This window comes from Marinobacter sp. C1S70, assembly GCF_000475355.1.
In the GTDB taxonomy this organism is placed as follows: domain Bacteria; phylum Pseudomonadota; class Gammaproteobacteria; order Pseudomonadales; family Oleiphilaceae; genus Marinobacter; species Marinobacter nauticus.
Genome location: NZ_AXBW01000073.1, coordinates 59,124 through 69,601 on the forward strand (window position 1 = coordinate 59,124; position 10,478 = coordinate 69,601).

The window sequence follows — 10,478 nt, forward strand, 5'->3', positions numbered from 1 at the left end:
CCCATGGCGATACATCTCTATCTTGACGAAGCGCTGACTCAGCAGATTTCCGAGGGGGATTTCAGCCGCCCCGAGGCCGAGAGCTACAACGGCACCGACGGCGACATCAAGGATCGGCAAATCTACGTGGCCAACGAGCAGACGAGCCTCCCCTCGGTCATCGACGCGGCGCAGACCGCCATCGCCCTGGCCGAACCGCGCTTTGCCAACGGCGAACTCATCATTATCGACGGCGAGCAGATGCTCGTCGAAAGCGGCGGCGGCACTGCCAATCTCACCGTGCAGCGGGGCGTGACCAACACCGCTCCGGCCGCACACGACGCTGGGACGTCCGTCTATTCAGGCTACGACTACACCGGGCTGGTGCTCGATCCCATCGATGAAACCGGCACCGACGAAGCGGTCTGGTACCGGCTGGCCCTGACCCAGGCCGATCTCGACACCGCCACCCAGGGCGCACCGCTGAATCTCGGCGACAAGGCCTTCCAGCAGACGCTGTCTTTCTGGCGGCGTTGCACCGTGCTCCCGGGCACCCCGGTGCAAAACAAACTCGACATCAAGCTGCGCCTGACCGGCACGGAAAACCCGATTCTCTAAGGAGGCCGCCATGGCATACCACAGTATTCAAGGACTCGCCCACGGTCGGCTCGACCTGCTCAATCAACTGCGGACCTTCCTGGTGACCACCACCGGCTGGACCCTGCATGACGACCAGTCGGCCGACCCGCAGCCGTATTTCGTCTTCAAGTCTCACGGGGAATCCGGGGCCGAGGACGTCTATCTGCAGTTCCGTATCAGCACCACCTCCGGGCGGATTCACGTCGCGGCATTCCAGTATTGGGACGCGGCCACCCACACCGGCGTCAACGAGGCGTCGCACACCAGTTACACCTACCTGCGGGTGGAGGACAGCGCCGACTTCATCTTCTGGCTGTTCGCCGACCTGGATCACGTCTTTGTGGTGACCAAGCTTGTCTCCACTTACTACGGCCATTACAGCGGCTTGCTGAAACGCTTCTGGTCCGGGGCCATCGCGCTCACGCAGGCGGCGGTCACCGCCGGAAGCGGTGTGGTGCTTCAGGTCAACGACGCCACCGTGGTCACGCCCGGACAGGACTATGTGATCAAGGACGACGCGGGCATCGAACGCGTGCGGGTGAGCGCCACCGACACCGTGGCCACGCCGAACACCATCACCGTCGAAACCCTCGTTCGGGATTACGCCTCGGGGGCCAAGATCGGCGAGGACCCGCAGCCGGTCATCAACAGCTACTACAACGCGCCGGGCACATTTTACGCCGTGAACAAGTTCGACGGCTGGACCTCCGCGTCCGGGCAGCAGGGCCGCTGTGGCGCGGCTCACGGCGGTCTCCAGGGCGAAACCGATCCGGAGATGCGCTACGGCACCACCATCCTTTTTCCCTGGCTCGCCTCGATGTCCGGCTCCGCCGCCTACCAGGAACTGCGCGGCGAACTCATCGAGATCTTCGCCGTGGGCGGCGGCAACGTCGCCTCTGAAGACACCATCCAGATCGGAACAGACAGCTACCGCGTGTTCAACCTGACCACCGGCGGCTGGTGCGCGGTGAAGGAGTAACGCCATGGCAACGCATAGCGGAAAGCTCAAATTCGTCACCAGGATCACCGGTCAGCGTCGTCCGGAAACGCTTGTGTCCATGAACCGTGGCCAGGCTCTCAAGCTCTGCGGGAGGATTCGCCGTGGCCGTGCATAAGGGACAACTGGCATCCATCACCACCCGCAGAGGCATCCGGCGGCCGGAACTGCTCGCCATCGGCGCGGCGCAACCCGGAGCGCTCTTCGAGCTGTTTTCCGGGGCACCGGCTAGGCGCACGGTGATGGTCCGGGCCGACAGCGCAGTACGGGTCGCCCATCGGCTCGAACGTCGGTCCGACCTCGCGCTTCGCGTGAACAACCACCTGAACCGGAACACCGACCTGTGGCTCATCATCCATGGACGCCTGGGCGTCGATGCCGACACGGCGGTGCGGGTGACGCGCCCCTGGCTGCGGCGCATCGACACCAGCGTCCGGACATCCGGCGCACACATCAGCCGATCCGACACCGTTCAGCGCATCGCGATCCCGGCCGGGCTGCTGGCCGACACGCGCCAGATCCTGTTCGCGGTGCTCATCGATCAAGACCACGAAATTCAGACCTAAAGGAGAACAGCAATGGCACTGGGACTCATCGTCAAAACCGGCCGGATACTGACGGCCAAACTCCTCCTCGGCCAAGCCGTGGACGGCATCACCCACTGCGCCATCGGCGACGGGGATGCCAGCTTCACCGACCCGCAGAATCCGCCCGCGCCGGACATCGGCCAGACCGGGCTCAGAAACGAACGCGCCCGCAAGCGCTACTACAAGCGGACCTTCCTCAAGGAGGACGCCGAAGGGGCGCTGCTGGTCAACGGCGTGCGCTACCTGGAAACCGGCGAGGAGACCAACACCATCGGTGTCTTCTTCCGCTTCGACGAGGCCGAGGCCAACGGCATCACCATCCGCGAATACGGCTTCTTCGGCGGCGACGTGCAGTACGTGGAAAGCGTCACCGGGGATCTCGCCATGGGCGGCGTGTTCCATCAGGACACCAACCCGACCGGCGAGGTGCTGCGACCGGGCTATCTGTACGAGGTGAAGAACATTCCCGACTTCAACAAGATTTCCGACACCCGCGTGGAGCTGGTCGGGATCATCAAGATCTAACTGGAGGATTCAAACATGAGCATCTCACGCGAGACATTCGACCCGACCAAGAATTACAAGCGCATCCGTTACCATCAGGATCGCGACCTGCTGGATTCCGAACTCAACGAGCAGCAGGACATCATCAACCTGGAGCGGCGCAAGATCGCCGACATCCTGTTCAAGGAAGGCTCCATCATCATGGGCCTCGAGGTCAGCGCGACCGCCAACGTCCTGACCCTGGCCCCGGGCGTGGTCTACATCGACGGCCATCTGGAACAGGTGAGCGGCGCGACCCTGACCTATGACCCGGCCACCACCAGCGGGGCCGATTACGTTTACGTGGAGCTGCTGAAGTACAACTACGGCTACACCCAGGACCCGGCCCTGATCAATCCGGCCACCGGCGAGCCCACCGCCGAACGGGAAAAATGGGTTCTCTCTCTCAAGGCGACTGACACCAGCGGCCAGACGCTGCCCAACAACGTGACCGAGCGCCGGGTGATCCCGATCTACAAGTTCGACCGCGAGAGCGGCGACGTCACGCCCACGGTGCAGGAGAAGTCCAACCTCTACCTGCGGGATCTGCTGGGTACGCTGCCGGGCAGCCGGATCACCGTCTCCTCGATCACCGAGGACCAACTCTCATTCGCCGCCGCCGAGGGGCTCAATTCCCTGATTCAGAATCTCGCCGAACGCACCTTCGATCAGGCCGGAAGCTACCTGGTGCGTGGCTTCGATACCTTTATCGGCGGCGTCGACGACGACAGCGTGGAGGCGATCACCAACGCCGGACGCGCCTACATCCAGGGCTTCCGGCATCAGCGCGATCTGCCCACCTCGACCCTGGTACCTAAATCCATCGCCACCAAATCGGTGCGCGGTGAGCAGAAAACCTTCGACATCAACAAGCGCCGCTATCCGGTCAACTCCACGCCGCTCAAGGAGACGACCCAGGTGGAGGCCATCGTCGAGATCACCCGCAACGTCACTCGCGGCTCGGTGGGCGGCGGCGAAGACCTGCTCGATCCCAATCCCGTCGTGGACATCCTCGAGGTCAGCCAGGGGGCGACCATCTTCCAGGAAGGCGTGGACTGGCAGCAGTCGGGTAACCATGTCGACTGGCTTGGCTCCGGCAACGAACCGGCCATCGGCACCACCTACACGGTGCGCTGGACCTACACCAAGCAGATGATCAAGGGCACCGACTATGTGGACAGCGGCTGGTTCGGGCAGGCCAACCATCCGGCGGCCGGAAACTACTTCTATCTGGTGACCGCCTACAACGCCACCGGCGAGACGGCCTTCAACACCGCTGCGGTCATTGCCCGAGCCACCGCCGCCGGGGAGATGAACAAGCTCTCCTGGCTGCCGGTCAGCGGCGCGACCGGCTATCGCGTCTACCGGGCCGCCACCAACGGAGCACGCACCGACTACAAGCGCCTGATGGAACTGGGCAGCGAGGCGCTCTCCTACGTCGACGACGGTGTCGAGGAGATCGGCACCGCTTCGCCTCCGGCCACCAACACGGCTGGGCTCACCATGTCGCCGGTCCAGCTCGAGCTGGGCAATCTCAATGTGATCAATTTCGGGCGCGGCAGCCTCGGCGATCAGCCGGTGAACGGTTCCAACTGCAGCCTGGACTACGACTATTACCTCGGCCGCCGCGACATCGTTTACGCCACCACCACCGAGATCAAGCGGCTGGAAGGGGCTCCGGCGGATTTCCCGAAGCTGCCCATCGTCCCGGAAAACGCCCTGGGGCTGTGCAGCATCGACTGCCCGCCCAACTCCACCGACATGGAGATCCGCAACTTCGGCCTGACCCGCATCACCATGGACCAGATCCACGACATCATTCAGGACGTCGAGGACCTGAAGTACAACGATGCCCAGTACCAGATGAACAACGAGCTGCAGAACCGGGACGCCCAGACCAAGAAAGGCATCTACTCGGACGACTTCTCGAACACCGCCCAGTCGGACATCTACCACGCCGAATGGGATGCCCGGGTCAACGAGATCGCCCGCTTCGTCGCGCCGGACCGCATTCCGCACTCCACCGTGCTCTCGGTCGATCAGGCGGGCAGCAACGCGAGCTTCTTCGGCAGCCTGGCGCTGCTGCCGGGCAACGAGACCGTGCTGGTGGAGCAGAACGACTGGTCCGAGGAGCGCAACATCAACCCCTACGCGGTGTTCGACAAGCCCCCGGCCATGCTGCAGATCACGCCCAACCTCGGGCGGCGCGGCCAGACCGGCATCGCCGTCACCGGCATCAACTTCACCCCGAGCAAATCCGGCATCGTGCTGCGCTGCGACGGCCAGGTGATGGCCAGCAACCTGATCAGCGACGAAGCCGGTCGGGTCAGCGCCTCCTTCACCATTCCGGAAAGCGCCCGCAACGGCAACCGCATCGTGGAGATGGCCGACGGCGTCTACTCGGCCCGGGCCAGCCTGCAGATCAACGATCCGCTGGTCATCACCCGCATCGAGCGCATCATCGAGAACCGCATCATCCGCGTGCCCGTGGTGCAGGTGGTCTGGCGCACTCAGACCATCTTCGTACCCCGCGATCCGCTGGCCCAGACCTTCAGCTTCACCCAAAACCAGGTGATCTCCAGCATCGGACTGCAGTTCACCGCCAGGGACCCGAGCATTCCGGTCACGGTGCAGATTCGCGGCGTCACCACCGGTCTGCCCAACGGCGTGGTGTTCGCCGAGAAGGTATTGGCCCCGAACGAGATCAGCCTGAGCGGCGAGACCCGCATTCGCTTCGACGACCCGTTCTACGCCGAGGCCAATACCAGCTATGCCGTGGTGCTGCTGACCAACAGCACCAATTACAAGGTGCGCACCGCTACCTTGGGCAAGATGGGCCGCTGGGGCATCATCACCCGGCAGACCTACATGGAGGGTGTGCTGCTGGAGAGCTCCAACGCCGAGACCTGGACGCCGCTCAATGGCTCCGACCTGGCGATGAAGATCTACGGCTACAACTTTCAGTCCGAGGGGATGATCCGCTTCCAGCCGATCACCGGCGTGCAGTTCTCCGACATCAACCTCGACGAATACTCGGCCATCCCCCAGGGCACCGGCCTCGACTGGGAATACTCCACCGACGGCGGCGTGACCTGGGACGCCATGGTTCCCGCCGAGGAGGAACGGCTGCCCAACCTCGCCACCCGGGTCCAGATCCGCGTGCGCCTGAGCAGCTCGCTTCCCAACGACACCCCGGCCATCAACTTCCGCGACGTCAACCTGGTGGGCTACCTCAACAAGACCACCGGGGCCTACCTGACCCGTGAAAACGAGCTGACCCAGGGGGTGGAATCGACCAAGGCCTATGTGCAGATGCAAATCCCCAGCGGCACCACCCTGCAGTGGTTCGCCAGCAACGACGGCGGCCTGACCTGGGAGGCGATGACCATCCAGGACACCCGGCCCATCGACGAGAACTGGACCGAGTACACCCTGGTGCGCACCTTCACCGACAACACCGGCAACAAGGTCCGCTACAAGGCCGAGATGACCGGAACGCCGCTGATCTACCCGCGCATCCATTCGCTGGGCGCGACCCTGAGCTAAGGAGGCACGGCCATGATCGTTCGACGCAAAGGCGGCCTGACCGAGTTCATCCCCACGCCGCAGGAGAAGCGCGACGGGCTGATCCGCGACCACGCCCTGGGCCTGCTGGAGAATCTGCACCAGCGCCTGGCGCGGCTGGAACGGGCATCAAAGCTCCCGACCGACGAAGCGGAGGCCTTCACGGCGCTGCTGGCGCGGATGCGGGCCGATGAGTCGCGCAACCTCGAGCTGCACGCCAGCCTGATCACCTCCGATACCGCCTCCGGCTGACCGGCTCACTGCCACCGCCAACCCAGAAACCCCGGATACGGCCAGCCCGTTCCGGGGTTTCTGCCGCCTGTGCGCCGCCCAATCCGACCAAACTCGCAAGTCATTGAAAATAAACGTGTTAAATGTCGTCTTCGGCTGTTCTTCTACTTGATTTGTGTCCGGAAAGAAGCATTCATTCATGGTGTAAGCGGAGGCTAAAAAGCCTTTCAAGACAACGACTTAGAAGCGCAATGAACGACGGAGGCACCATGAACCTGAATGAGATCCACTACGGGATCGAGATCGAGACCGTAAAACGCACCCGGGAGCAGATCGCCTGGGCCATCCACTCGGTGGTGGGCGGCACGGTCCGCCATGTCGGCATCCCCAGCAGTTATGACCCCTGGGAGGTCGAGGACCTGCGCGGCCGCGTCTGGAAGGTGGTGGGGGACGCCTCCCTGACCAGTGTCCCGGCCCATCTGCGGGCTGAGGTGGTCAGCCCGGTTCTCGGCTACGACGACATCCCGCAACTGCAGGAGGTGGTCCGGGCCATCCGCCGCGCCGGGGGCAAGATCAACAGCCAGTGCGGCATCCACATCCATATCGACGCCGCGCCCTTCGACGGCAGGCACCTGGGCAACCTGGCCAAGATCATCTACAAGCAGGAGCCGCTGATCCTCCACGCCCTCGGCATCAGCCGCGACCGGCTCAACCGCTACACCCGGCCGGTCAGCGACGAACTGATCCAGCGCATCGAACAGCATCGCCCCCGCACTAAGGACCAGCTCAACCGCATCTGGTACGGCTACCACAACCGCCAGCCCCAACACTACGACAACAGCCGCTACCACGGGGTCAACCTGCACAACGTCTGGTACCGGGGCACGGTGGAGTTCCGCTGGTTCGAGGCGACCCTGCACGCCGGACGGATCAAGGCCTACCTGCAGTTCTGCCTCGCCGTCGCCGCCAAGGCGCTCAATGGACGAGCCGCCTCCAGCCGCAAGCGGGATTTCGATCCCCAGAGCGCCAAGTACGACTTCCGGGTCTTCCTGCTCCACCTCGGCCTGATCGGCGACGAGTTCAAGACCGCCCGCAAGCATCTGATGGCCAACATGCCCGGCGATGCCGCCTTCAAGAACGGACGGCCCAAACCGGAGGACGTCCTTCCGGACGAAACCGAAACCACTACTCTCACCAACGAGGCCGGGCAAGTTCCCGGCCTCACTGTTTAAGGAGGTGCCCCATGAAGATTCTGATCCGCTCCACCACGCTGGACGGCGAACCGATCCCCGGTAGCGGGGAAACCCTGCAGGCCGCCGACTGCCTTGAGGTGGTCGAGCTGATGCGCGGCCAGACGCCGTTTACCGCCAGCCGAGCGCCCTGGGACTACATGACCGAGGTGCTCTCCGGCATCGAAGGCGGGCCGACCCAGCCGTTGCCGGAGGACGCCCCCGCTGCGGCCGCCGAGTTTCTCACCCGTCTGGCCCGGCACGGCCTGATCGAATTCCTGCCCGGCGACAAGGCCAGCGATCCCTGGCCGGAACGCTTCCTCGAAGCCCTGGAAACGGTGCGGCTCTCCGGGCGCACCAACATGCTCGACCACCCGGAGGTGACCCGCCTGACCGCTGAGATGGGCTACCCGGATGTGGCTGAGTGGCTGGCGGACCACCGGCGCGAATACGCGACTTTCGTCCTCGAAGGGACGAGACCGCTCGGTAAGAACTTCGGCGGCAAGGAGGACCCGTCTCCATGTGCGGACAAGTAGGCATCATCTTCGGCCGCAAGGGCAGACGGCCCGACGAGCGGGATTACCTGCGCGAGCTCTTCATCCGCATGCTGCTGCACAGCGAGGAACGCGGCCCGCACGCCTCCGGTCTGGCCTGGCTCAAGACCGATGGCAGCCACCGGATTTTCAAACGGCCGATGCGGGCGCACGAGCTGGTCTACGAGAAGCCGTTCCAGGAACTGCTCGGGCAGGTCGACAACGAGACCACCATCCTCATGGGCCACACCCGCTGGCGCACCCGTGGCAACGAGTTCAACAACCGCAACAACCATCCCATCCAGGCCGGGATCGTCATCGGCACCCACAACGGCACCATCTACAACGCCGATTATCTGTTCCGCCGTCTCGGTCTGCCGCGCTACGCCGAGGTGGACAGCGAGCCGATCTTTCGCCTGGCCGACCGTTTCACTCCCGAAGGCCCCATCGACCAGGAGGGCCTTGAAGAAGGCGCTCGCCCTCTGTCGCGGCCAGATGAGGGCCGTGCTGACCTCGCGGCTCGACCCCGGCACCATCACCGTGTTCAAGGGCAACAAGCCGCTCTGCCTGCGCATCCACCGCCAGCACCGGGTGGTGCTCTACACTTCGGAGGCCGCCTTCATCTACTTTGCCGTGGACAACGAGACAAAACCACAGGACATCGGTTTTGGACGTGCCGAAGGCACGCCCGAAGGGCGAGCCCCAGGGACGGGGCGAGTCAACGGCTGGCGCGAGCTGGAGGTGCCGCCAATGACCATGCTCACCATCCGCCATGCTGATGTGCGGGCCATCGAAAACAGCGAATTCCGCTTCATCCCCCAGGAGCGCAAAGGGACACTGCCCGAAGGAGTGAATGCATGAACATTGGAGAATCCTCGAAGCTGACAAATCCGCAGGCCAGCGGATTTGGACGCACTGAAAGTGCGCCCGCAGGGCGAGGGCCAGGGACGGCCCGAGTCAGCACAAACCCGGAAGACACTTCTGAGACCATCTTCCGGCTCTTCGTCTACGGCACCCTGAAACGGGGCTACTGGAACCATCAACGCTTCTGCGCCCAGGCCCGCAGTATCGAACCAGCCGTGGTCTGGGGCAGGCTCTACCATCTCCACGCCGGATTCCCGGCGCTCGAGGTGCCGGAAGGGCTGATCCTGGCCTGGGGCACCGCCGACCCGCTGGCCGACGCCCGCAGGCAGCAGGAGATCGGCACACCACGCTTCGGCCGACCGACCGGCGATTGGGATCTGATCCATGGGGAGCTGGTGACCTTCACCGACCCGCAACGCGACCTGCCGCCCATCGACCGGCTGGAAGGCTTCCGGCCCGGCGGCCAGAGCATGTACCAGCGGGTGATGGTGGCCGCTGGATGCCGGAACGCTTCAATTGCAGTGTGGATTTACAGGATGGCTCGGGTTACAAACGGGGAGCGAATTGACCGGGAGTGGCGGGGCTAATGGGTGTTGGCCTTGATGCTTTCGGCTGCCTGGATGAGGCTCTTGATCTCATCCTCGGTAAAGCTGGCTTCCTTGATGTAGCGAAGCAAATTCATGACTTCGGGTTGGTCATGAAGGTAGTCGACAACTTCCGGGTCCGTGGACGAGGACAAACGGAACAGCACGTCGGGATCGGCGGCCAGCACCTTGGCCAGCTCCTTGATTACCTCTGGCCTTGGCGGACGCTCCTTGCCACGCTCGATGCGGCTCAGGTAGGCGGGGGAGATGCCTACCTTGGTCGCCGTCTCGCGCAGCCCGAGGTCTTGGGCGACCCGAAGGTCGCGGATGGTTTCACCAAAGTTTTTCATAGCGTCTAATATACCCCGCTGTTTAGTGTTTTGCAACACAAAATTCCTCTGGCAATCTTTGGCGTAATTTGGTATATTCTGGTTGATTTTTACTCAGAGGCAGGTAACTTACCCCTGTTCTGGTACTGTGCCCTGACGGCCAACAGCCCTGCAGGAGAGGCGACATGAGCAATGAAGAGGTTCTGAAACTAAAGGATGTCGCCGCCCTACTTAAGGTCGGCGAGAAGACGGTCTATTCCATGGCCCAGACCGGGGAACTGCCTGCTTTCAAGGTCCGAGGCCAGTGGCGATTCTCCCGAAAGGACATCGACGCATGGATAGAGCAACAGAAACACACAACCCAGGATTTCGGCGAGGACGACCAGAAATGACACCAGC

13 protein-coding genes and 1 pseudogene are annotated in these 10,478 nt (G+C 63.5%); 13 read left to right on the forward strand and 1 reads right to left on the reverse strand.

The genetic code is table 11. The features are described 5' to 3' along the window. Positions 1-3: 3 nt before the first annotated feature. The 12 genes and pseudogenes from Q669_RS15745 (at position 4) to Q669_RS15790 (ending at position 9,753) form a co-directional block, all read left to right on the forward strand. A complete protein-coding gene (locus Q669_RS15745; RefSeq protein ID WP_022993015.1) occupies positions 4-597 on the forward strand; it encodes a hypothetical protein in 594 nt (197 codons plus the stop codon). A gap of 10 nt (positions 598-607) precedes the next feature. Beyond that, entirely contained in the window at positions 608-1,597 is a 990-nt protein-coding gene (locus Q669_RS15750; RefSeq protein ID WP_022993016.1) for a hypothetical protein, read from the forward strand. 4 nt (positions 1,598-1,601) lie between these two features. Further along, complete coding sequence (locus Q669_RS20035; RefSeq protein ID WP_264673069.1) at positions 1,602-1,733, forward strand: hypothetical protein; 132 nt, start codon at positions 1,602-1,604, stop codon at positions 1,731-1,733. Beyond that, the gene (locus Q669_RS15755) at positions 1,720-2,181 is read left to right on the forward strand and encodes a hypothetical protein (protein ID WP_022993017.1); all 462 of its coding nucleotides are present in this window, start codon (positions 1,720-1,722) and stop codon (positions 2,179-2,181) included. Before Q669_RS20035 ends, Q669_RS15755 begins: the two co-directional genes overlap by 14 nt. Positions 2,182-2,193: 12 nt before the next feature. Further along, the gene (locus tag Q669_RS15760) at positions 2,194-2,727 is read left to right on the forward strand and encodes a hypothetical protein (protein WP_022993018.1); all 534 of its coding nucleotides are present in this window, start codon (positions 2,194-2,196) and stop codon (positions 2,725-2,727) included. Positions 2,728-2,742: 15 nt separating this feature from the next. Further along, positions 2,743-6,291 (forward strand): DUF4815 domain-containing protein, encoded by a 3,549-nt coding sequence (locus Q669_RS15765; protein ID WP_022993019.1) that lies wholly within the window; start codon positions 2,743-2,745, stop codon positions 6,289-6,291. A 12-nt stretch (positions 6,292-6,303) separates the two neighbouring features. After that, on the forward strand, positions 6,304-6,561 hold the full coding sequence (locus Q669_RS15770; RefSeq protein ID WP_022993020.1) for a hypothetical protein: 258 nt from the start codon (positions 6,304-6,306) through the stop codon (positions 6,559-6,561). Positions 6,562-6,809: 248 nt separating this feature from the next. Beyond that, complete coding sequence (locus Q669_RS15775) at positions 6,810-7,772, forward strand: amidoligase family protein (RefSeq protein WP_022993021.1); 963 nt, start codon at positions 6,810-6,812, stop codon at positions 7,770-7,772. Between the two features lie 11 nt (positions 7,773-7,783). Then, positions 7,784-8,305: a DUF5049 domain-containing protein gene (locus tag Q669_RS15780; RefSeq protein WP_022993022.1), complete on the forward strand. Its 522-nt coding sequence runs from the start codon at positions 7,784-7,786 to the stop codon at positions 8,303-8,305. A gap of 236 nt (positions 8,306-8,541) precedes the next feature. After that, positions 8,542-8,673, forward strand: a pseudogene (locus Q669_RS20155) (glucosamine 6-phosphate synthetase); the annotation flags it as partial. A 91-nt stretch (positions 8,674-8,764) separates the two neighbouring features. Then, positions 8,765-9,163, forward strand: coding sequence for a hypothetical protein (locus Q669_RS19935; RefSeq protein ID WP_227501141.1), 399 nt, complete (start codon positions 8,765-8,767; stop codon positions 9,161-9,163). Then, positions 9,160-9,753 carry a gamma-glutamylcyclotransferase gene (locus tag Q669_RS15790; RefSeq protein WP_022993023.1) on the forward strand — a complete coding sequence of 198 codons (594 nt, stop codon included), beginning with the start codon at positions 9,160-9,162 and terminating at the stop codon, positions 9,751-9,753. Before Q669_RS19935 ends, Q669_RS15790 begins: the two co-directional genes overlap by 4 nt. Here the strand turns inward: Q669_RS15790 and Q669_RS15795 are convergent. Beyond that, positions 9,750-10,100, reverse strand: coding sequence for a helix-turn-helix domain-containing protein (locus Q669_RS15795; RefSeq protein ID WP_022993024.1), 351 nt, complete (start codon positions 10,098-10,100; stop codon positions 9,750-9,752). The genes Q669_RS15790 and Q669_RS15795 overlap by 4 nt on opposite strands. A 164-nt stretch (positions 10,101-10,264) precedes the next feature. Between Q669_RS15795 and mads1 the strand changes: the two genes are divergently transcribed. Next, positions 10,265-10,471: a methylation-associated defense system helix-turn-helix domain-containing protein MAD1 gene (mads1, locus tag Q669_RS15800; RefSeq protein WP_022993025.1), complete on the forward strand. Its 207-nt coding sequence runs from the start codon at positions 10,265-10,267 to the stop codon at positions 10,469-10,471. Positions 10,472-10,478: the final 7 nt, after the last annotated feature.

Coding starts and splice junctions, on each gene's coding strand:
- Q669_RS15765 (WP_022993019.1), top strand. CDS start 2,743: ATGAGCATCTCACGCGAGACATTCGACCCGACCAAGAATTACAAGCGC.
- Q669_RS15795 (WP_022993024.1), bottom strand. CDS start 10,100: ATGAAAAACTTTGGTGAAACCATCCGCGACCTTCGGGTCGCCCAAGAC.
- Q669_RS15745 (WP_022993015.1), top strand. CDS start 4: ATGGCGATACATCTCTATCTTGACGAAGCGCTGACTCAGCAGATTTCC.
- Q669_RS20035 (WP_264673069.1), top strand. CDS start 1,602: ATGGCAACGCATAGCGGAAAGCTCAAATTCGTCACCAGGATCACCGGT.
- Q669_RS15770 (WP_022993020.1), top strand. CDS start 6,304: ATGATCGTTCGACGCAAAGGCGGCCTGACCGAGTTCATCCCCACGCCG.
- mads1 (WP_022993025.1), top strand. CDS start 10,265: ATGAGCAATGAAGAGGTTCTGAAACTAAAGGATGTCGCCGCCCTACTT.
- Q669_RS15750 (WP_022993016.1), top strand. CDS start 608: ATGGCATACCACAGTATTCAAGGACTCGCCCACGGTCGGCTCGACCTG.
- Q669_RS15760 (WP_022993018.1), top strand. CDS start 2,194: ATGGCACTGGGACTCATCGTCAAAACCGGCCGGATACTGACGGCCAAA.
- Q669_RS15780 (WP_022993022.1), top strand. CDS start 7,784: ATGAAGATTCTGATCCGCTCCACCACGCTGGACGGCGAACCGATCCCC.
- Q669_RS15790 (WP_022993023.1), top strand. CDS start 9,160: ATGAACATTGGAGAATCCTCGAAGCTGACAAATCCGCAGGCCAGCGGA.
- Q669_RS15775 (WP_022993021.1), top strand. CDS start 6,810: ATGAACCTGAATGAGATCCACTACGGGATCGAGATCGAGACCGTAAAA.